21 protein-coding genes and 1 other annotated feature are annotated in these 21,645 nt (G+C 40.9%); of the genes, 14 read left to right on the top strand and 7 right to left on the bottom strand.

Annotated features, from left to right (window positions below; translation table 11 throughout):
* Nucleotides 1-2: 2 nt before the first annotated feature.
* Nucleotides 3-1,343: a PTS cellobiose transporter subunit IIC gene (gene celB, locus IGJ74_RS15355; RefSeq protein ID WP_034872146.1), complete on the top strand. Its 1,341-nt coding sequence runs from the start codon at nt 3-5 to the stop codon at nt 1,341-1,343.
* Between the two features lie 81 nt (nt 1,344-1,424).
* Here celB and IGJ74_RS15350 read toward each other — a convergent pair whose 3' ends face one another.
* The 5 genes from IGJ74_RS15350 to mvk all read right to left on the bottom strand — a co-directional run bounded on the left by IGJ74_RS15350 (nt 1,425) and on the right by mvk (nt 7,721).
* Nucleotides 1,425-3,347, bottom strand: a complete 1,923-nt coding sequence (locus IGJ74_RS15350; RefSeq protein ID WP_061053311.1) for a heavy metal translocating P-type ATPase — start codon at nt 3,345-3,347, stop codon at nt 1,425-1,427.
* 294 nt (nt 3,348-3,641) lie between these two features.
* A complete protein-coding gene (gene fni / locus IGJ74_RS15345) occupies nt 3,642-4,682 on the bottom strand; it encodes a type 2 isopentenyl-diphosphate Delta-isomerase (RefSeq protein ID WP_087664589.1) in 1,041 nt (346 codons plus the stop codon).
* The gene (locus tag IGJ74_RS15340; protein ID WP_005233792.1) at nt 4,679-5,761 is read right to left on the bottom strand and encodes a phosphomevalonate kinase; all 1,083 of its coding nucleotides are present in this window, start codon (nt 5,759-5,761) and stop codon (nt 4,679-4,681) included. Before IGJ74_RS15340 ends, fni begins: the two co-directional genes overlap by 4 nt.
* A gap of 36 nt (nt 5,762-5,797) precedes the next feature.
* Nucleotides 5,798-6,796 (bottom strand): diphosphomevalonate decarboxylase, encoded by a 999-nt coding sequence (gene mvaD, locus IGJ74_RS15335; protein ID WP_087664590.1) that lies wholly within the window; start codon nt 6,794-6,796, stop codon nt 5,798-5,800.
* Nucleotides 6,789-7,721, bottom strand: a complete 933-nt coding sequence (gene mvk / locus IGJ74_RS15330; RefSeq protein ID WP_176374300.1) for a mevalonate kinase — start codon at nt 7,719-7,721, stop codon at nt 6,789-6,791. Before mvk ends, mvaD begins: the two co-directional genes overlap by 8 nt.
* 305 nt (nt 7,722-8,026) lie before the next feature.
* On the opposite strand from mvk, the gene IGJ74_RS15325 reads away from it, so the two are divergent.
* Together IGJ74_RS15325 and IGJ74_RS15320 are read left to right on the top strand one after the other, a co-directional pair.
* The gene (locus IGJ74_RS15325) at nt 8,027-8,671 is read left to right on the top strand and encodes a deoxynucleoside kinase (protein WP_008379503.1); all 645 of its coding nucleotides are present in this window, start codon (nt 8,027-8,029) and stop codon (nt 8,669-8,671) included.
* 90 nt (nt 8,672-8,761) lie between these two features.
* Nucleotides 8,762-9,667, top strand: a complete 906-nt coding sequence (locus IGJ74_RS15320) for a magnesium transporter CorA family protein (protein ID WP_008379505.1) — start codon at nt 8,762-8,764, stop codon at nt 9,665-9,667.
* On the opposite strand, the gene IGJ74_RS15315 is transcribed toward IGJ74_RS15320, so the two are convergent.
* Nucleotides 9,664-10,299, bottom strand: a complete 636-nt coding sequence (locus IGJ74_RS15315; RefSeq protein WP_005233801.1) for a pentapeptide repeat-containing protein — start codon at nt 10,297-10,299, stop codon at nt 9,664-9,666. The genes IGJ74_RS15320 and IGJ74_RS15315 overlap by 4 nt on opposite strands.
* A gap of 332 nt (nt 10,300-10,631) precedes the next feature.
* Between IGJ74_RS15315 and nox the strand changes: the two genes are divergently transcribed.
* The 11 genes from nox (at nt 10,632) to hxlB (ending at nt 20,621) form a co-directional block, all read left to right on the top strand.
* Complete coding sequence (gene nox, locus IGJ74_RS15310; RefSeq protein ID WP_081117741.1) at nt 10,632-11,966, top strand: H2O-forming NADH oxidase; 1,335 nt, start codon at nt 10,632-10,634, stop codon at nt 11,964-11,966.
* A 102-nt stretch (nt 11,967-12,068) separates the two neighbouring features.
* Nucleotides 12,069-12,192 (top strand) — a sequence feature (ribosomal protein L20 leader region).
* 47 nt (nt 12,193-12,239) lie between these two features.
* Nucleotides 12,240-12,761: a translation initiation factor IF-3 gene (gene infC / locus IGJ74_RS15305; protein ID WP_005228103.1), complete on the top strand. Its 522-nt coding sequence runs from the start codon at nt 12,240-12,242 to the stop codon at nt 12,759-12,761.
* Between the two features lie 60 nt (nt 12,762-12,821).
* Entirely contained in the window at nt 12,822-13,022 is a 201-nt protein-coding gene (rpmI, locus tag IGJ74_RS15300) for a 50S ribosomal protein L35 (protein WP_003128650.1), read from the top strand.
* Between the two features lie 63 nt (nt 13,023-13,085).
* Nucleotides 13,086-13,445: a 50S ribosomal protein L20 gene (gene rplT, locus IGJ74_RS15295; protein ID WP_003128653.1), complete on the top strand. Its 360-nt coding sequence runs from the start codon at nt 13,086-13,088 to the stop codon at nt 13,443-13,445.
* A 610-nt stretch (nt 13,446-14,055) separates the two neighbouring features.
* Nucleotides 14,056-16,113, top strand: coding sequence for a BglG family transcription antiterminator (locus IGJ74_RS15290; protein WP_218193022.1), 2,058 nt, complete (start codon nt 14,056-14,058; stop codon nt 16,111-16,113).
* A 196-nt stretch (nt 16,114-16,309) separates the two neighbouring features.
* A complete protein-coding gene (locus IGJ74_RS15285) occupies nt 16,310-16,777 on the top strand; it encodes a PTS sugar transporter subunit IIA (protein WP_005233861.1) in 468 nt (155 codons plus the stop codon).
* Between the two features lie 15 nt (nt 16,778-16,792).
* Nucleotides 16,793-17,089: a PTS sugar transporter subunit IIB gene (locus tag IGJ74_RS15280; RefSeq protein ID WP_087664593.1), complete on the top strand. Its 297-nt coding sequence runs from the start codon at nt 16,793-16,795 to the stop codon at nt 17,087-17,089.
* A 189-nt stretch (nt 17,090-17,278) separates the two neighbouring features.
* A complete protein-coding gene (locus tag IGJ74_RS15275; RefSeq protein WP_430608574.1) occupies nt 17,279-18,529 on the top strand; it encodes a PTS transporter subunit IIC in 1,251 nt (416 codons plus the stop codon).
* A 41-nt stretch (nt 18,530-18,570) separates the two neighbouring features.
* On the top strand, nt 18,571-19,218 hold the full coding sequence (gene rpe / locus IGJ74_RS15270; protein ID WP_087664595.1) for a ribulose-phosphate 3-epimerase: 648 nt from the start codon (nt 18,571-18,573) through the stop codon (nt 19,216-19,218).
* A gap of 79 nt (nt 19,219-19,297) precedes the next feature.
* The gene (locus tag IGJ74_RS15265) at nt 19,298-20,050 is read left to right on the top strand and encodes an SDR family NAD(P)-dependent oxidoreductase (RefSeq protein WP_087664596.1); all 753 of its coding nucleotides are present in this window, start codon (nt 19,298-19,300) and stop codon (nt 20,048-20,050) included.
* Complete coding sequence (gene hxlB, locus IGJ74_RS15260; RefSeq protein WP_176374301.1) at nt 20,028-20,621, top strand: 6-phospho-3-hexuloisomerase; 594 nt, start codon at nt 20,028-20,030, stop codon at nt 20,619-20,621. Before IGJ74_RS15265 ends, hxlB begins: the two co-directional genes overlap by 23 nt.
* Nucleotides 20,622-20,839: 218 nt before the next feature.
* Here the strand turns inward: hxlB and IGJ74_RS15255 are convergent, their stop codons facing one another.
* Nucleotides 20,840-21,415, bottom strand: a complete 576-nt coding sequence (locus IGJ74_RS15255) for a helix-turn-helix transcriptional regulator (protein WP_087664598.1) — start codon at nt 21,413-21,415, stop codon at nt 20,840-20,842.
* Nucleotides 21,416-21,645 lie beyond the last annotated feature (230 nt).

Here is a 21,645-nt window from a genome sequence, read left to right as displayed (position 1 = left end):
CGATGACAAGTGTTTTTACCTTTTTAGAAACGCGTTTGATGCCGCCTTTGAATAAGTTGGCGAATTTACGCTTTATTCGCGCAATCATGCAAGCAGGGATCATTACGGTCCCTTTTACGATCGTCGGATCGATTTTTTTAATCATCAATAATTTACCACAAATCATTCCACCACTGGCTGGCTTTTTTGAACAAACGATTTTACGATTTTCACCACTTTATAGTGTCGTAACTACCATGTCTGTTGGCTCGATTGCTGTTTTTTATTGTTTAGCAACAGGGTATTATTTAACTGAGATTTATCATAAAGAAGAGCATTTGACTATGAGCAGTTTTGTAGGGGCGTTATTAAGTTTGTTTGCCTTTTTAATGACGATCGTCCAAGTCGATATCACAGATGGTGCGGCACAATTGCTGCAGTCAGAAAGCGAAACCGCCATTGTTTATAATGGGGTCGCTTTAGGCGGTTGGATCACTCGCTTCAGTGGAGTAGGGATCTTCATCGGGATTATCACTGCAGTACTTGCTACGTCAGTCTATCGTTTTTGTGTAAAAAGAAAGATCACCATCCAGATGCCTGAAGGAGTTCCCGATGGAGTCAGCAAAGCATTTGCGTCATTGATCCCAGCGATTTTGATTGCCTTTTTGATGGTGGCGATCAATGGAGTACTGGCGGTTTTCCACACGGATCTTCACGGATTGCTATCCAAACCATTTGAATTCGTGAAGGAGTTGACGGGTTCTTGGTTAGGAATCATCGTGATTATGCTCCTTATCCACCTCTTATGGGCAGTGGGGGTTCATGGGACGGCAGTTATTAAAAATAGTTTCATCAATCCCATCCTATTGGTGGCTCTAACTGAAAATATCGATGGTGCCAATAATATTTTTGCTGGGGATTTTGTGAACATGTATATTTTTATGGGCGGAGCAGGAAGTACGCTTGGATTGGTTTTATTGATGCTGTTTGTGGCAAAATCACAACAGCTCAAAGTCTTAGGAAAAGCAGCGATCTTACCGGGGCTTTTTAACATCAATGAACCAGTGATCTTCGGGGCACCGATCGTCTACAATCCGTATTTGATCATCCCCTTTATCGTAACACCTTTGATCAACGTGACGATTGCTTACTTTGCTAGCTCGTTTGGCTTTGTCGATAAAGTCATTACGGGAATTCCCTGGATTTCACCGGTGGGCATAGGGGCGTTTTTAGGAACCGGCGGTGATTTCCGAGCCATCCTGATCGCTTTGATCAACTTAGGGGTTTCCATTCTCTGCTATTATCCATTCTTTAAGATGTACGATGGCAAACTCTACACGGAACAACTTGCCAATCAAGCATAAGTAGAAAAAACAGCAAAACGCCCGTTGATGGACTTCTAGTGAAGTGCCAACAATGGGCGTTTTTGCTAGTGCAAATAGTGGTCACGTATGCAAAGACTGTTGATACAAGACACAATCATCGCAATCTTTGCGGGTTGGTTTGGCTTGCTGGGGTGTTTCTTTGTGTAATGGCAAAAGCATACGCAACCCGTTTAAGATAACTAAGATCGTGCTTCCTTCATGACCCACGACCCCTAGAGGTAGCGTGAGAAATTCAAGGAAGTTTGAAGCGATCAGCAACAAGATGACACTGATAGAAAAGACGATGTTTTGTTTAATGATCCGCTGTAATTTCTTAGCCAAACGGTGACTGTCGACCAAACGCAGCAAATCATTTTTCATCAAGACGATGTCCGCCACATCCATTGCGACATCTGTTCCTTCGCCCATCGCGATCCCTACACTTGCGGTCGCTAAGGCGGGGGCATCATTGATCCCATCACCGACCATCGCATTGATTTGGTAGGTTTCTTTCATTTCTTTGATCCGAGTGGTTTTCTCATCAGGCAGGCAATCACTTTCATAGTCAGACAAGCCGATTTCTGCGGCGATCACTTTGGCAGTACCTAAATGATCACCCGTCAGCATCGTCGTGTGAATTCCTTGCTTATTGAAGTAGGCAAGACTCTCACGAGCTTCAGGACGGGGCTGATCCAATAGTGCTAAATACCCTGCTAATACACGGTCACGATTGATATAAATCAAGGTTTTTCCGGCTGCTTTCAATTCTTGGATGCGGGTTTGTTCACTGACAGCAACAGAGGTTAGATCGACTTCTTTTCCAATCGTCCAATGGGCAGCTTGGTAAGTGGTGGCTAGACCGACCCCCGCTTGTTCTTCCACTGCTAATTCCAATGGTCTTTCATCGTGGAAATACGCCAAGATCGCTTCAGCCAATGGGTGATTTGATTGTTTTTCCATCCCAACAATCAGTTGGGGGATAAACGGTTCATCCAGCAATAGATGAACATCAGTGACAGCAGGTTTGCCTCGAGTCAGCGTTCCGGTTTTGTCAAAAGCGATCGCTTTGACATTGGCAAAGGCATCCAAGGCTTGTCCGCCTTTGCATAAAACGCCCAAACGAGCAGCGTGAGAAATGGCTGCTAACGTCGCAGGAGTAGCAGAGGCGACTAAGGCACAAGGGGATGCCACTACTAGTAAGACCATGCCACGATAAAAACTTTCTTGGAACCCCCAATTCGTGAAAAACGTACACAAAACGATCATTAGTGGGACGGCGATCAGGACGATCGGCACATAGATCCGTTCGATTTTTTCGATCAGGGTCGCCGTTTGACTTGGCATTTGCTGCGCTTCTTCCACCAATTGAATGATTTTTGCAAAGCGGGTGTTTTCACTCGTTTGAGTAACTTCAATGTACAATGGCTGCCCAAGGTTGATGGTTCCCCCAAAGACTTCACTGCCTAAACGTTTCTCGACAGGAATGGATTCGCCACTGATGGCCGCCTCATCAACACTGCTGGTTCCTTGGATCACGATACCGTCGATCGGGATCGCACTGCCTTTTGCCACCATAATCGTATCTTTTAACTGAAGGGCTTCGACTGGTACTTCGACGAGCTCCCCAGATTCAATCATTTTTAAGGCAGTCGTTGGTTGCAGTGCCATTAATGAACTAATTTCTCGCGTACTTTTGTTGGTCGTATATTCCTCAAGGGCACCGCTCAAACAAAAGATAAAGGTCAGCATCGCCCCTTCAAACCAATGCCCAATGATACAGGCACCAATGGCGGCTAACGCCATCAGTAGATCGACGTTCAACCGTTTGTCGTGCACCAATTCTTGCGTGCCTTCCCAGGTTTGTTTCCAACCCCCGGCAAGAATCGCTAACAGATAAGGGACAAAGCTATAAGGAATGGAAAAAGATGCCATAAGAAAGCCAGTTGCCATCAATAGCAAACAAGCAATCGTTGAAAAAACAGCCGACGATTCGGATTTACTCATAAGAAACGCCTCCTTTTGAATGTAGTCTAGGAATGAAAAAACCGATCCTTTTCTCAAGAAACAATCGATTATTCCTCCCTCGACTTGAGCATAGCACATTCGAAAACAAGATGGTAAAAAAACAACGTACCTGATAATGAAAGTGATTATCAAGTAGCGATTAAATAACGCTACTATCCAAATGATAAATGGAAACTTACTATTATAGAAAAAAGAACACAAAAAAAGCAGCACAATAAAAAACGAATTGTACTGCTTTTACTTATTTGATGTGGTAGTCAGCGATTGGATCTCTCAACGCAAACTATACTTTGCTAAGGGAATTTGACGTGCTTCACACCACTCTTTGACAGCGCCAGAAAAAATCAGCTGAACCTTGGTGAGGTCTTTAGTGCTTGTCTGTCCTGCCATTGTGTAGAGCATCTGCAGCTGTTCCTTCCATGATTGTAAGGTGGCGATGGTTTCTTCTTTGCCTTTTGACAAAAGCAGCACGAGGATCGTGGCGGATAGTCCTACGCTATCCGCACCAAGGCAAAGTGCTTTGAAGATATCGTAAGCATCCCGAACGCCGCCTGAAGCGATGCGGGTAAAGGGCTGTTGGATCTCATTTGCTTCCAGCAAGGAAATCACGGTGGATTGACCAAAGGTGTCTAAATACGCCAATTCACGTTTTTTTCGACGAGCATTTTCGATTTGAGTAAAACTTGTGCCGCCGCTGCCAGCAACATCAATCGTTTGTACGCCGATCGCCAGTAACTGCTGAATCGTTTCACGGGACATCCCAAAGCCGACTTCTTTGACGACAACCGGAACGGCAACGGAAGCCATCGTTTTTTCCAATAAGGACAGCCATTGGCTAAATTGACGATCGCCTTCGGGCATCACTAATTCTTGTGGTGCATTAAGATGGATCTGCAAGGCGTCGGCGCCAAACAGTTCTACTGCCCGTTGTGCATTTTCAACGGGACTGCCCGCACCAATATTGGCTAATAAGAAGCCGTCAGGATTGGCTTTGCGGACGATGCGGAAAGAATCGGCGACACTTGGGTCTTTTAAGGCAGCCGAAACGGAGCCGGTTGCCATCATCAAATCACAGGCTTGCGCGATCTCTGCTAACTCTTGATTGATTTTTAAGGTTTTTTCACTGCCGCCTGTCATGGCATTGATGAAAAAAGGGCTGGAAAATGAGCGGTCAAAGACAGTCGTCGTAATTGCCACATCAGCCACGTCAATTTGCGGAAAGGACTGGTGGACCAAGCGAACTGCATCAAAATCGTTGCTGTGTTCTTTATGGAACGCTTTTGCTAAGGAAACATGTTCATCTTTTCGATTCATGATAGGTCCTCCCGGTAATGGTAAACATGCAGCGGCAAGGGGGTGATCTCGGCTTTTTCCCACGCACTCATCAATGGTAAAATACCGGTTTTCTGGTCAACGATCACGATGCCGCAATCGCCACCGCCGGCACCGGAAGATTTGGCTGCACCACAATAATTTTCTGCTAGATCACAAAGCTTTTTAAGTGCGGGGGTTTCAATCGGTACACCAGTTAGTGCGGACAACTCCCGCAGGAGCTTTCGATTTTCCGTGATCATTTTTTTGATCGTGCGACTGTCTTCATTTAAGAAGCCGTCGATCAATCGATTGACGCAGTCTTTGCTGGCTGCTAAAAAGGCAGCATAGGCGTTTTCTTTTTCTTCTTTGGATTGATAGACTTGATCCACTAAATCAGAGGTGGAGGCAGGAGAGCCTGTCCAACCAATCAATAGTCGAAGCGATTTCGGAACCGTCAAGGGACGGATCGATAATCCTGGCCAATCGAAAGCGATCAATTCTGTTAAGGTATGGTCCTTTTGTTTGGCTAAGACCCAGTCGTGATCGAAGGTTGAAAAAGCGATCCAGCCGCCATAACAAGAGGCCGCAATATCACCGCACGACCCATTGCCTTGAACAGCGAGATGGGCAAGAGCCGCAATTTTGAATTGGGTCAACCGATCCATTTCCATTTGATAGTACAGATTCAATGCTTTGACCGTGGCAACAGTCACGGCACCGCTGGAACCGAGGCCATATTTGCGACCATTCGAGTTATCCAGTTCACTGGTCACTTTTAAATCGTAAAAGGAAAGGGGGATGCCTTTTTCTTGGGCATATTTTTCCGTCAGACGAATGGCTGCCAAAATATAGTGGAAAGGATTATCCCGATGGTCTAAGACTAATTCGCCTTTGCGACGCGTCCAGCGAATCGGCAGGTCGCTGTATTGGGCAGACTGGATGCTGCCGTTTTTACGGGCCTCTTCCACATTGACTGTAATAAATTGGTCAACGGCAACGATGATTGCAGGATGACCAGGTTCGACAACGGCGTATTCACCAGCAATAAATAGTTTTCCGGGAACGGATAGTTCAATCATTTCGACACTCCTAATCGATGGCTTCTTAATGGCTTCTTAGTTGATGGCAGAAGATTCTTCCACCGGTAAAAAGGCTAATCCTTTACCCGCGTGAGCAGTTACTAATTGTTCTGAGGCAAAGTGAGCACTTAATTCACGTAAAATCGTTTGTTCTTCTTGTTTTTGGCATAAAACTTTGACATTGGGACCAGCATCCATCGTGAAATAGCAAGCCAATCCTTTTTTTCGCAGCATTCGGACACATTCCATGGCTCGTAAAGATTCAGAAGACCAATAAGTAAAAGGTGGTTCGGCGGCTAAGGTCGTTCCATGCATTTTCAAGGCGTTGGCCTCGGTCGTTTCACCTAAAGCAGTAAAGTCTTTCTCGGCAATCGCTTGTTTCATTTTCACGAGATCAGTTGCGGTGGCAGTAAGCCAACCCGGATAAAAACTCGAGGTTTCAACGGTTCGACGCATCCCCTCACGACTGGAAACTTCTTTGGCTTGTGCGTTGATCAAAATAAAGATCATACTCAATTCTTCTTCCCAGCCATTCGACGGCACTTGCGTGGCAAAAGAAGTCTCATCGGTGCCTTGATGCCATTCAGCAAAGCCGCCGTAGATACTCCGACACGCCGAACCAGAACCGCGACGGGCCAAACGGGATAACTCTTGCTCCGACAAGTTTAAGTCCAGTGCTTCACTACAGGCACCCGCCAATGCCGCTAATCCACTGGCAGAAGAGGCAAGTCCGGCAGCGGTTGGAACAAAATTTTGACTTTCCACCGTGGCATACCACGGGCAGTCCGCTTTTTTTCGTACCAGATCCAAAAAGTCCGCAACTTTTTTTGTGGCAGCGTCTGTTTGAACCACGCCATCCAATGTAAAGCGATCTTGCGTAAAATCGGGTGAAAAAGCCACCGTTGTTTCTGTGTAAAAAGCATCGAGGGTCAGGGACAAACTATTGTTCATCGGTAAAATGAAAGTTTCATCTTGTTTTCCCCAATACTTGATCAATGCGATATTCGTGTAGGCGCGAGCCTTTCCCTTATACATGTTCATAAACTCCTAATCCTTGTATCCATGCCGCACGAGCGCCATTGGACAATAAAATACGGCTGATGTTCTCAGCCTGTTCCTTCGTTTTGGTTAGTGCGATCATACAGCCGCCCCGGCCCCCGCCGGTCAGCTTTGCCCCGTAAGCACCGTGTGCCAACGCTAAGGAAACCAACTGATCCAGTTGCTGATTGCTGACCCCTAGCTGCTGCAGGGCCTGATGGGCGTTGTTCATGCTTTCACCTAATACTTCTAATTGATTGGCTATGATGGCCTCTTTAGCTTTTTTGGTTTCGATCCCTAAACGCTGGATTGCTTGACTAGCCAGCTGCTTGCTGGTTTCAAAAAGATGGGCGACACTTTTGACTGCTTCTCTCGTTTGCCCTTTGATTCCAGTATCAGCGACGAGCAAATAACCGTCGATCGTGAGGGGAAACGAAGTGATGGGATGCCCTTTGATAAAGTAAATGGCATCTGTCCCACTGGCTGCCGCAGCATCGATCCCGCTAGGATTGCCATGAGCGATTTTTTCAGAAAAGTTGACATAGGTCATCAATTCTTCTTTTGTAAAGTCTTTTTTGATCCAATCAAAAAAAGCGCGAGTCAGTGCAACAGCGACCGCCGCGCTAGAACCCATTCCCCGTTCAGAAGGGATAGTGCTGACGATGGAGGTTGCAAAAGGACCCGTGTGGAAGTCTTGTTGCAGACGATGCAGCAAGTCTTTGACATTTTTTAAGTGGTTGGGGACTTCTTCAAGCAGACCGTGATAGTAACTTGAAATCAAGGTGTTTGTTTCATTTGCTGTGATCTCGACTTGTACTTTTGCTCCCGCAAAAGGGAAAGCAATTGCTGGTTCACCGTAAACAACTGAATGTTCACCCATTAAGATGATTTTTCCTGTAGCTATGCCAGTACCAATTGACATTATTTTCCTCATTTCTCTAGGGAGCTTACCCCACATGATTCATTTATCGTTTGTCAGTCAATTGTAACTATCTCCTGACAAAAACACAATTTAATTAAAGATCCTTTCCTATTTTACTAGAAGAAGGCTCTTTCGTTAAGCATTCCGTATGAGATTTCAAAAAAAAGCAAAAATCTTTAAACTTTTATTGAAAAAATTCTTGATCTGTGCTTCAAAAGTTTCAGTTGACGGCACAAGATATAGTGTTGTATAGTTGATATCGCAAATGCAACATACAATATTTAGTGATGAGTGAGTTGGGGGATATGAGCGTGATCGTATTAGCAGGAACGATTGGTGCCGGTAAATCAAGTTTGACCGCATTGATCGCCAATCATTTTGGCAGTCAAGCCTTTTATGAATCGATCGATGACAATGAAGTGTTACCATTATTTTATGCAGATCCAAATAAATATGCGTTTTTACTGCAAATCTATTTCTTAAATAAACGATTTGAAAGTATCAAGCAAGCCATGAAAGACGACAATAACGTCCTGGACCGTTCCATTTATGAGGATTCACTGTTGTTCCATTTAAATGCGGACCTTGGGCGAGCGACCGATACCGAGGTCAAAGTCTATGATGAATTGTTAGCCAATATGTTAGAAGAGCTGCCGTATGCAGCCCACAAAAAGCATCCAGATCTTTTGGTGCATATTCGCGTTTCTTTTGAAACGATGCTCGAGCGTATTGAAAAACGTGGGCGGGAATATGAGCAGTTGACCTTTGATCCTTCGTTATACGACTATTACAAAGAGTTGAACAAACGCTACGATCAATGGTACGAAGAGTACAATGAGAGTCCAAAGATCCAGATCGATGGCGATCAATTCAATTTTGTCGAAGACCCGCAAGCGGCACAGGCCGTTTTAACGATGGTGGAAGAGGCCTTGAAAGACGCCCGTAAATAAGTAATAGCCAATACAGCCAGGAAAGTCCTTTGATTGGGCTTCTGGCTGTTTTCTTTTATAATAGAAGAAAGCAAGAGTGGAGGATGGATTGTGGAAAACAAACATGTCTTTTATGACGGAAACTATGAATGGATTCAAGTCGACCAACAAGACGCAAAAAGCGTGATGGCACTGCAAAAACAATATCATTTGTCTGACGAGATGCTTACGTACTCTTTAGATAAAAACGAACGCGCGCGGGTCGAATATGATGCCGAAGAGGAAGCATTGCTGCTGGTTTTCAATGTACCTCAGCAAGAAAAGCGTGAAAATCATTTTGAGACCAGCCCGATGACGTTTATTTTAAAAAGGAAGCAACTCTTTACTTTTGCATCCCACAATACCCGTTATGTGATTCCAATGATGGAGCGCTTGATCCTGCAAAACCCGCTGCAAACGCCCATTCATTTTTTGTTTCAAAGCTTGTTCTTGATTTCTGGCACGTTTTTTCCGTTAGTCGAAGAAGTCAATAGTGAGCGGATTCGCTTGAATCAGCGACTACGGGAAAAAACAACCAATAAAAACTTACTGCAAATGTCTGATTTGGAAGTTGGACTGGTTTTTTTAGTGTCTGCCACGAAACAAAATGCGGTCCTCTTGGAGCAAATCAAAGCATTATCCATTTATCGTTTGATGGATGATGATGAGCGGGAACAACTGGATGATGCCTTGATCGAAGCCAAACAGGCAGTGGAAATGACCCAACTGGCATTCCAAATTTTGGAACAATTGTCTGGTACCTACAATAATCTATTAAACAATAACTTGAATGATACCATGAAGTTTTTGACCGTTTGGTCCCTCTTATTGACTGTGCCTTCCATCGTCACCAGTTTCTTTGGCATGAATGTTCCGCTGCCTTTTACCAATAGTATTTTCGGTTGGGGTATTGCCTTGTTAATCAGTTTAGTGTTATCCGTCTGGATGTTGATTGCTTTATGGCGCAGAATTCGTTAGTCGATCACCAAACCTAGACCGGCGGCGATGACCAAGGCTTGTTCTTGATCGACTGTTAGTCCTCGCAAGTGTTCAAAGGACAACGCGATCTTTTGAAATTGATTGGTCCGAAAATCTAAAGTTGCTAATTTTGTGTGAAACCAGTTGCTATTGTTCAACTGGTTTTCTTGTAGCGTCAAGTGTTTCCAATCCATCTCATAAAACTCACTGTCGTTTAGTTGGCACTGACGAAACAGCATCGTCCGTAAATTGGTATTGCTAAAAGAAGCAAAGTTTGCCACGCAATCTTCAAAGGTACAGTCACGGAAATAGCTTTCCGCAAAATTCGTACCAGTCAATTTACACTGTTTAAAGTGAACACGATGAAAGCTGGCACCAAAACATTCCAGATTAGAAAAATCGCAGTTCTCAAAGAGGACATTTTGACATTCCCATTGACTCAAGCGTGTTTTTTGCATCGTCACTTTCTTGAAATGACATTGCTTCAAGATAAGGTTTTTGCAAGTATCATAGCTATAATCACCGCCTTCGAACACCCCCCCTTCGAAAAGCAGTTCTTCTTCTAAATAAAAATCCTGTGGCTCTAATGCCGACAATAAGGGCGGTAGTGGCAATACGATTTTTTTCTTCATCAAGATCCCATCCTGTATGTTTTTCTCTCAGTATAACACGGCGAATCGATGCCGCGATAGTTACGAAAAAGCGGCAGGGTATTGTGAAATTTATTCAATCGGTTTGCAGAATGCTTTTATAACAAGGAAAATCTTTGATTTTTAATAAATATTTTTTCACAATCTTTTTACTTGCAAGACGAAAATAATTTTGATATAGAAACTTAACCCGCTGAAAGTGACGTATATCAACGAAAAACTGTCACAAATTTTTAAAATCGCGAAAAAGTTGATAGTTTTCAAATTCACAAGCGAGCTATAATGACAATGTAAACAAAAGGAGGAAATTTTCCATGACAAAAACAGTTATTATCGGTGCAAACCACGCGGGGATTGCTGCTGCCAATACACTATTAGATAACTACAAAGACCAAGAGGTCGTAATGATCGACCGTAATACAAACTTAAGCTACCTAGGTTGTGGGACTGCTTTATGGGTTGGACGTCAAATCGATTCATACGAAGGCTTGTTCTATACAAAACGTGAAGATTTTGAAGCAAAAGGTGCAAAAATCCATATGGAAACAGTGGTTGACCATATCGATTTTGAGAAAAAAGAAGTACACGCTGTGACCAGTGAAGGTGAAACGATCGTTGAATCTTATGACAAAGTTGTCATCGCAACTGGATCTGTTCCGATCTCACCCAAAGTACCTGGACGTGACTTGAAAAACATCCATTTCTTGAAAAAATTCCAAGATGGACAAACGGTTGATAAAGAGTTAGCCTCAGAAGACGTGAAAAACGTTGCCGTTATCGGTGCTGGTTACATCGGTGTTGAAATTGCTGAAGCAGCAAAACGCCGTGGTAAAAATGTGTTGCTTTTTGATGCAGCGACACGGGCATTGCCAAACTACTACGACAAATGGTTCACAGAAGATATGGACAAAAACTTAGCTGACAATGGCATTGAATTGCATTTCGGTGAATTAGCACGTGAATACAAAGGAACAGAGAAAGTAGAAGCAGTTGTAACAGACAACGGCGAATACCCAGTTGATCTAGTGATCAACGCGATCGGTTTCTTACCAAACAACGAGCTAGGCAAAGATCATTTGGAATTGTTTGCTAACGGCGCGTACTTAGTGGACCGCCATCAACGGACAAGCGATGCAGATGTTTACGCAGTCGGTGACTGTGCAACTGTGTACTCAAATGCTTTGCAACAAACAACGTATATCGCATTAGCAACGAATGCCGTACGTTCAGGGATCGTCGCTGCCCATAATATCGGCGGAACGTCTCTAGAATCAACAGGTGTTCAAGGATCAAACGGGATTTCGATCTTCGGCTACAACATGGTTTCAACTGGCTTGTCAGTCGAAGCTGCCGAACGTAATGGCATGAAAGTGAAATACTCTGATTACGAAGATACCCAAAAACCAGGCTTCATGAAAGAAAATGCGACAGTTAAGATCCGTATCGTCTATGAAGAAGAAACACGACGCATCGTTGGTGCACAAATGGCGTCACGTACATCTGAAATCGCAATGGGCATCCACATGTTCTCACTAGCGATCGAAGAAGGCGTAACGATCGACAAGATGAAGCTATTAGATATCTTCTTCTTGCCTCACTTCAACCAACCATATAACTACATCACGATGGCTGCATTGAAAGCAGAATAAGAAACACGAAAGTCGGAGCGTATGCTCCGGCTTTTTTTTTTTGAAACAATCATGAAAACTGTTGACAATAAGAGGAAAAAGCAGTATACTATAAAAGTTGAGAAATAAAAGCAGAAGCACCCGCTTCTCGCCTGAGTGAAGATATCGCTGGGCAGAATAGGATTCCTACTATTTATTTGTGTGGAGTACGTGCGGGTTCGTGAAGAACTCGTTTTTTTATTGTCTGATTTCGAATCGACAAGCTTTTCTTTCTCTCAAAAAACTCGGAGGTGAATGACCATAGCAAAGGATATGATGGTAAACGACGGCATTCGTGCACGTGAATTGCGTTTGATTGATCAAAACGGCGAACAACTTGGTGTAAAGAGTAAAGCTGAAGCATTGCAAATTGCAGAACGAGCAAACCTTGATGTGGTATTGGTGGCACCAAATGCTAAGCCGCCAGTAGCAAGAATTATGGATTACGGGAAATTCCGCTTTGAGCAACAGAAAAAAGACCGTGAAGCTCGTAAGAAACAAAAAGTAATCAACATTAAAGAGGTTCGTTTAAGTCCAACGATCGACGTCAATGATTTCAACACAAAATTGCGTAATGCACGTAAATTCCTTGAAAAAGGGGACAAAGTGAAAGCTTCGATCCGTTTCAAAGGCCGTGCCATTACCCATAAAGAAATTGGTCAGAAAGTGTTAGATCGTTTGGCGGAAGAAACTGCTGATTTGGCAACTGTTGAGCAAAAGCCAAAAATGGATGGCCGCAGTATGTTCTTAGTATTAGCACCAAAAAACGATAAATAATGACTCACTGAGTTTCAGTTTAAAGTCAGATAACGAAAGATTTTGAGGAGGAAATTAGTTATGCCAAAACAAAAAACACACCGCGGATTAGCAAAACGCGTAAAACGCACTGGCGGCGGCGGATTGAAACGCTTCCGTGCCTTTACCAGTCACCGTTTCCACGGCAAAACAAAAAAACAACGTCGTCAATTGCGTAAAGCTTCAATGGTTTCAGCTGGCGATTACAAACGTATCCGTCAACAACTAGCACGCATGAAATAATTGCGTAACCCAAGCTTCACGTATACAAACAATTATCGATTTTCATATTAGGAGGAATTATACATGGCACGTGTTAAAGGTGGAACAGTAACTCGTAAACGTCGTAAAAAAGTGCTTAAATTAGCAAAAGGTTACTACGGTTCTAAACACACTCTATTTAAAACAGCAAAAGAACAAGTAATGAATTCATACAACTACGCATACCGCGATCGTCGTCAAAAGAAACGCGACTTCCGCAAATTGTGGATCGCTCGTATCAACGCAGCGGCTCGTATGAATGGTTTAAGCTACTCAAAATTGATGCACGGCTTGAAATTAGCTGAAATCGACATCAACCGCAAAATGTTAGCTGACTTGGCTGTAAACGATGCAACAGCATTTACTGCATTAGCTGACCAAGCAAAAGACGCTTTAAACAAATAATCAGATAACAATTTATCTAATAAAGCAAGGGCCGCTCATTCGAGCGGCTTTTTTGTCCTTTATCAATAATAAATGGTCGCTTGTTTTTATTTCAATCGGACTAAGGAATATTATCAGACTGTTGATACCTCTTTCTGGATTGGGAGAAGTTAAAGCATATCCTAATTGTATTTGTAAAAATTTGAAGATGCTCCTTTAATAAGTAAAAAAAGCAAGTTATCTGATGGCCTCAAAAGAAAATTACACTTTCAAAAGCGCTGGAAAGTAAAATAACCGACCATTCATTATCGTTCAGTGAGAAGTAGGCACTTAGTTGTATAGAAGCTTTGACAAGTTTTTTGTTGATAGAGCTGTGTTTCCATCGTTCTATCAATATTAGTACATTCCATATTAGTATTTTATTCGTATATTACATCACGTAGGTATAGAATTTTAGTGAAAAGCCATTTGAAAAGTAAAAACTCTCTATTTCCGTATGCTATATTTTTTTAATTGAATCAATTGTTTTTGCTCATCACAATCACGCGCTTCTTTTTTACATTTTTTGAACTAAAAAAAATTAGATATTCACTTTGAAAGCGCTTATTATTTACTGAAGGAGGTCTGCAAAATGAGGAATCGTGATCAGGATATACTTCGACAGTTAATAAAACATCGAAGTTTAAAGGAAGAAGACTTATTAACGTACTTTGAAATATCGCAAAGGCAACTAGCTTATAGTGTAGAGTCAATCAACCAAAAACTGCTTGAAAAAGAATTGCCTGTGATAGAAAGAAGAAATGGCTACTTTTATGCAAAAAATAAAGCCGCTGATTATTTGACGATTCACCAAACAGTACAGGATATTGTTTTTTCAAAAGAAGACAGAGTACAGCTACTACTAATAATGATATTAACAAGAATTGAAGAGCTGTCGCTTGATCATTTCTGTATTGAACTTCAAATCAGTAAAAATACTGCCTTAACAGATATAAAAAGGGCTAAGGAATTGCTGAAGAAGTACCATTTGGCCATTGAATTTTCTCGAAAAAGAGGATACGTGATCGTGGGAGAAGAATGGGACAAACGAATCATACTATTTCACGCCATCAGTCGAATTTATCGAAATTATGGAGAAAATGTGACCATCCAATTACTAGGAAGCTCACAGAACTACATGGAGCACGTCATGGATGACGTCTTAAAGATAGAAAAGTTTTTAGGTGTTAAATACACAGATGAAGATTTTTACCCATTGATCTATTTTATTTCTTCAATATTTGTAAGAATCGACCGTGGACAATCAATCGATACCTGTCGCGTTGATGATCGAGAAGAAATTGAGAATACGAAAGAATACCAATCTCTTTCATATATCACGACAGATTTTCCTGATTTACCTGAGGAAGAAAAAGTCTTTATCTCTCTACAATTGTTAAGTTCAAACGTTCGAAATAAGAGATTGGTTTCAGAAAAAGATTTACCTTTTCTAGCTAATTCTTTATGGGAATTCTTAACTGAATTTGAAATGAATACGCTATTGGTGCTCTCTGATAAAAAAGATCTGTTAAAAAAATTACTGAATCATTTTAAACCGGCCTATTATCGTATAAAATACGATCTTTCTACAGGAAATGTTCTTTATGATAAAATTCGTTCTGAGTATAGTGTTTTACATGATTTTGTACGACAATCTATTTCACCTCTAGAAGCGTTCTTTCAAACCGAAATAGCGGATGAAGAGATCGCATATATTACCTTATTTGTAGGTGGTCACCTAATCAGTACAGAGCATAGTGACTTGGAAGACAAAATCATCAAGGCGGCTATCTTATGCCCAAATGGAATTTCCATGTCAAAATTGATTGAACAAAAGCTGAAAGAAATCTTCCCAGAATTTCTTTTTTATCCAACAAATTCCCTTCGAGAATACGAAAAATTTATACTCCCACATGACATTGTTTTTTCTACAGTCCCTGTGAAATCGGATAAGAAAGTTTATGTCATTAACGAAATTTTAAATAGAAGCGATCAGTTGCAATTACGGCAAGATGTAATAAAAGATGTTTTTCAACTTGATTTTGATAGTATAAGATCTTCACAGATTGTGGATATTTTGAAGCAATATGTCTCAGTTGATAAAAGTATTGAAACAAAGATTATTGAAGATCTAGATTCTTTATTGTTAATTGATCGCAAGTCTGGACAGGAAAACAAGAGCAATTCTAGTAGTGAGATAGCTGACGTTGTTTGCGAGAAGCATGTCTTGTTTGTAGAAGAGCAACTATCCTGGGAAAACATTCTTGAATTGGCCAGCCAAACGTTGATCAAGGATAATATTGTGACGGATGAATATACGAAAATGCTAAAGAAAGAATATAAGAATCAACCAGCATATATTATGCTTCGACAACGGGTCGTCCTGCCTCACTTAGATCCAATGCGAATGAAACAGAGTCTAGGCGTGTGTATTTTAGTATTAAAGCAGGGAATCATTTATCAAAGTGAGCGAGTCCATGTTGTCGTTTTATTGACGACACCTGATAAAACGAGTCATTTACCAATTCTTTATCAGATCAATCGTATTGCCAAAGATGCTGAATTCATTGATAGAATAGTTAAATATGGCGATGCCAAAAAGATAACTAAAGCAATACAAAACTTTTCAAGGGAACAAAATGAAGCTTAAAAGTACAATTCTTTTTAATCAGAATGACTTGAAAAGCGAGACAAATCCGATTGTCTTGCTTTTTCTATGTACATCACAATTGAGCCAGATTTATTTACACTTTTTGTGAAAAACAGAAATAGTAAATCTGATTGAAAGCGCTTATGATTTAGTCAAGGAATGAAGCACTCACCAAAAAAGTAAAGGAGCTAAATTCATGTTAAATGATTATGTCAAAGAAGAACTAATTATTCTTAATTTAGATAGTGCAGATCGTACAGAATTATTTAAGCAGATGGCTAAAATTTTTAATGATAAAGGTTATGTCAAAGAAAAGTTTTACGACTTCATTGTTGAAAGAGAAGAAAACTATCCAACGGGATTAGATTTAGGCACACACAAAGTTGCTATTCCCCATGGTGATCCAGAGTATATCAACCATTCATTTATTTCGGTAGTCACATTAAAACGACCAATTAAAATAAAAAAAATGGAAGATGCAGATGAAGAAATAGATGTTGATTTATTCTTTATTTTAGGGCTAAGTGATGGGACACAGCATTTACAAATCTTGAAACAAGTGATTGGTCTGATTCAACAAGAAGCATTTGTAAAAGCTATTCAGTCAGCAACGTCAGCAAAAGAAGTAATGGAGAAAATATCAGCAGTCGTTGCTGAAAAATAAGAGGAGGAAACAACGATGAAAAAAGTAAATATTTTAGTAGCCTGTGGAAGCGGGATCGCAACGTCAACCGTAGCAGCAGATGAAGTGAAGGCTTTATGTAAAGAAAACGATATTCACATCAGTTTAAACAAATGTAGTATGACGGAATTACCATCAATGAGTCAAAATGCCGATATCGTGTTAACAACCAACAACTATAAAGGCGACATTGATGTACCAGTGATGAGTATCATGGGATTTGTGACAGGGATTAATGAAGCCAAATTAAAAGCAAATCTGCTAGAAAAACTAAAAGAGATTCAAAATTCATAAAAAAAGTATACCTGTTCCGCTTTTGCCTCGAAACCAAAGTGGAACGGTATACCAATCTAAAACTGACTTCATAGTATCATATTCAATCAGAAAAGTATTCTGATTAAACATTAAGTAAATAAGACAAGGATTTAAATAATAGCAGTTATTTCAATCTTTTACTCATTAAAACGAAAAAGGAGAATTGAAATGGACACATTAATTAATATCGTACAAACCATTACTAGTATGGGTTCTTCAGCAATCTTACCGATCATAATCACGATTTTAGGATTAGTCTTCCGAATGAAATTAGGTGATGCTGTAAAAGCTGGTTTAACAGTTGGCGTTGGGTTTATCGGACTAACTTTAGTTGTGGGATTGTTGAATACGTCTTTAGACCCGGCAGTTGATTACTATTCTAGTATGGGTTCAGGATTTACGATCACGGATATTGGTTGGCCAGCCGTTGGGGCGGCATCGTGGATGGCACCTTTTGCCGGCTTGGCGATTCCTATTGGTTTAGTAATCAATTTAGTTCTTGTCCGTTTGAAATTAACTAAAACATTAAATGTTGATATTTGGAATTATATGCATTTTCTAGTACCTGGTGCATTGGCTTACTTTATTTTTGATAACTTCTTTATTGGTCTTGGTGTAACAGTTGCTTTGTCAGTCTTAGCCTTGTTTGTTGGTGACTGGGTAGCACCAATGTGGCAGGAATACTACGGTTTAGAAGGCACGACTTGTACGACGATCATTCATACTGGCTGGACGTTGGTCATTGCTTGGTTATTGAATAAGTTGATTGATTTTATTCCTGGTTTAAATAAATTGGATGTTAGCTTAGAAGGCGTAAATAAAAGGATCGGTGTGTTGGGAGAACCAGTGATCATTGGTACGATTGTGGGTGTTCTCTTAGGATTACTGACGCGTCAAGGAATCACTGAAATCATTCCAATGGGGATGGGCGTTGCAGGTGTAATGGTTCTAATGCCACGAGTAGTAGGCGTGTTGATGGATGGTTTATCGCCAATTGGAAAAGCTGCGAAAGACTTTATGACGAAACAAATGGGTGAAGATGCTGATTTGAATATTGGGATGGATGTAGCTCTAGGATTAGGCGATCCGACAACGACAACAACAACTGTTATTTCGATCCCCTTAGTAATGCTTTGTGCATTGGCTTTACCTGGGATCAAAACATTCCCAATCGGAATCTTGATGTCGATTATTTATATGTCCGTCATGACAGTTATGGCGAGCAAAGGAAACTTATTGCGATCAATTATTACAACAGTATTATTTTGTGTCATCGTCATGTACTTGGGAGGCTATGTCGCTCCGGGAGCAACTGAAATGCTGAATGGGGCACGTGTTGGCCTGCAAGGTCAAGGAACTGACTTTGTATTGACAGGACCGTGGAGTATTTTAACTTACTGGTTATCGACAATTTTTTAGCAAACAGATCAATATGAGAAGAGAAAGAGGCGTATGTAAAAATGGCAAAAATATTACCATCAATTTTTGGAGCAGATATCATGCATTTACAAGACGATATCCATTTCTTAGAAGAAGAAAAGACAGAAATTTTACACGTTGACTTGATGGATGGCAATTTCGTTTCTAATATTGCGTTCGGCCCGAATCAGATCGCTGAAATGAAAAAGAATTCAAAAATGGTCTTTGATGTCCATATGATGGTTCAACATCCTAAAGATCATATTGATGATGTGATTGCTACAGGAGCAGAAATGATTTCTGTTCACTACGAATCAACACCGCATATCCATTCGATTTTGCAAAAGATTCGTAAGGCTGGAAGAAAAGCCGGTGTGGTCATCAATCCTGGCACGCCAGAAGCTATTTTAGAATATTTGCTGGATGACATCGATTATATTTTGATCATGACCATCAATCCTGGACAACCAGGTCAAACATTTATTCGCAAAAGTTTAGAAAAAATTCGTCAGACAAAAGAGTTGATCGGCGATCGCAAGATCCAGATCGAAGTCGATGGCGGCGTAAATAAAGAAATTGCTAAAGAATGTGCCGAAGCTGGGGCAGAACTGATCGTAGTCGGTGGAGCACTGTTCTCAGACGATAAAAAGGCTCAATATCAAGCGCTAAGAGAAGCGATAAATAGCTGATTCTTGATACGATTCCCACTTTTAGTTTTAAGTGGGAGTCGCTATCATCAACAAATATAAGAAATGAGGAGAAAGATCAATGGGAAATTTTGAAGGAAAAGTTGCATTAATAACAGGAGCAGCACACGGAATTGGAAAAGGGATCGCCGAAAAATTTGCAGCCGCTGGAGCAAACACAGTGATCGTGGACTATAATCCAGAAACAGGGACTAAAACGGTTGAAGAAATTACGGAAAAGTACGTAAAATCATTGTTTGTTCAAGCGGATGTCTCGAATCCGGATGCTTTGGTAGAAGCTCGTGAAAAAGTTTTCAAAGAATTTGGCCGAATTGATTTCTTAGTGTTAAATGCGGGTGTAGCTTTTGCCAATAAAATGAATGATATTTCTTTTGAAGAATGGAATAAGACGTTAAGTATCAATCTTACAGGGTTGTTTAATACAGTAAAAGCTTTCTACAATGATTTTTTGACAAACGAAGGGTCGATTGTCTACATTAGTTCAGGTTCTGCATTAAGCGGAACGGGTGGCGGTGTTTCCTACCCCGCCTCTAAAGCAGGAGGAGAAGGACTAATTCGTGGATTAGCAAAAGAATTAGGACCAAGAGGTGTCAATGTCAATGCGATCGCTCCACGTTTGATCGATACTGGTGAAATGATGCGAGTGAACTACCCAACGCAAGAAAGTTTAGATGCAGTTATTCAAAAAATTCCGGTTCGCCGTTTTGGTACGATCGAAGATGTTGCGAATTTAGCAATCTTTTTAGCTGATCCGGCGAATTCATATATCCAAGGACAAACGATTTTGATGGATGGCGGAAGAACGATTGCTTAGAGGAGAGAATAATCGAATGAAAAACTACACACTGGATATACTGAATGAGCTAACTCAAAATGTGAAGAAAATTGATCTCTCTGAAATTGAAAATTTTGTTCATCAAATCAAAGCCGCGAACCACATCTTTTTAAATGGTGCCGGCCGTTCGGGTATCGCGATTCAAGCTTTTGCAAATCGTTTAATGCACTTAGGGTTTTCTGTTAGCTTAGTTGGAGAAATCAGTTCACCCCATTCAAAACCAGGGGATTTATTAATCATCTGCTCTGGTTCTGGAGAAACTGGCAGCTTGAAGAGTTTGGCGGAAAAAGCCAAACAAAGCGGTGTTGACTTAGCATTGGTTACAATGAAGAAAGAGTCGACAATTGGGAAACTTGCCGATGCTGTATTAGTCTTGCCCGGAACGACGAAAGAAGAAAATGAACGCAGCGAAGATAATTTCGCTCAACCAATGGGTTCAGCTTTTGAGCAGCTAGCGTTTTTGATATTTGATGGCATGGTATTGAATTTAATGGAAGAAACTGGAGAAACATCAGAAAAAATGTTTGGTCGGCATGCGGATTTTGAATAGTTGAGCAATGGTGAGGTTGTTTTTTTACAGCTTCGCCTTTTGTTTATAGAGAAGACCCAGAATTGTTATAGATTTTATGATAGCTAAAGAGTTGATTTTTTAAATTATACTGCAGAGAAACTTGAAATCGGGCCTGTGAAAGCTTACATTGGTGAAGATGAAAAAATACAGGGTGCAGCTACTCATTTATGAAAAGCAGCTGCACCCTGTATTTTTTATCAGCGCATCAGTAAATGCGGCAATGTACTAAGCCATGCAAGCATGCCGACAATCAAGGCAAAGACCAAGACGATGACTGTTTTTGAGAGGAAATCTTTTTTGATGTCTCGCTTTTTCCTAATGGCATCGAGGTCTTGATTTTCCATGAAGGCAACGATCTCTTTATACGTTTTGATATTTTGGGTTTTCTTGATTTTTTCGATCTTCAATGCGGCATACATGGAGACGAGCCAAAAACATAGAGGCGGGGCAATCCACCAGTGTCCTGGTAAAAAGAGAGCAGGCCCAACAGATAATGCGGCCAACAATGTAAAGACCAACATTATTTTCGTGTAGCGATCCATTGCTGTTTTCTCAATCGTTTCTTTCATTTGTTCAACATCCCCTTTGACTAATTCATCTAAAGAAACATCAAATAGAACACTGAGCAATAATAAGTTGTGAACATCAGGATAACTTTTTTCATTCTCCCAATTTGAGATCGTTTGTCGGGAGACATAAAGTTTTTCTGCCAGCCCTTCCTGAGAGAGACTTAATCGTTCCCGATGTTTTTTTATTTGTTTGCTTAAGTTCATTTTATCCGCTCCTTCTACCATTAGTGTAGGCCAATGTCTGCTTTTTAACGATCAAATGTCTTTGACAATGCCTTGAAATCAAGTGTCAAAATGTTTTTACAGTTGGGTTTATGCTGTTTACACAGCAGTACAGCGTTGATTTTCTTCAACGAATAAGCGACAGTCAGCTTTCTTATTGTTTTTTTTAGAAGCACCTGCTGGTTTCTTAATAAAGAAAATGATGAAGAGTC

Origin of the sequence: Enterococcus sp. AZ009 (genome assembly GCF_050548785.1) — a bacterium.
Taxonomy (GTDB): Bacteria; Bacillota; Bacilli; order Lactobacillales; family Enterococcaceae; genus Enterococcus_D; species Enterococcus_D entomosocium.
This window is presented reverse-complemented; position numbering and strand designations above follow the sequence as displayed.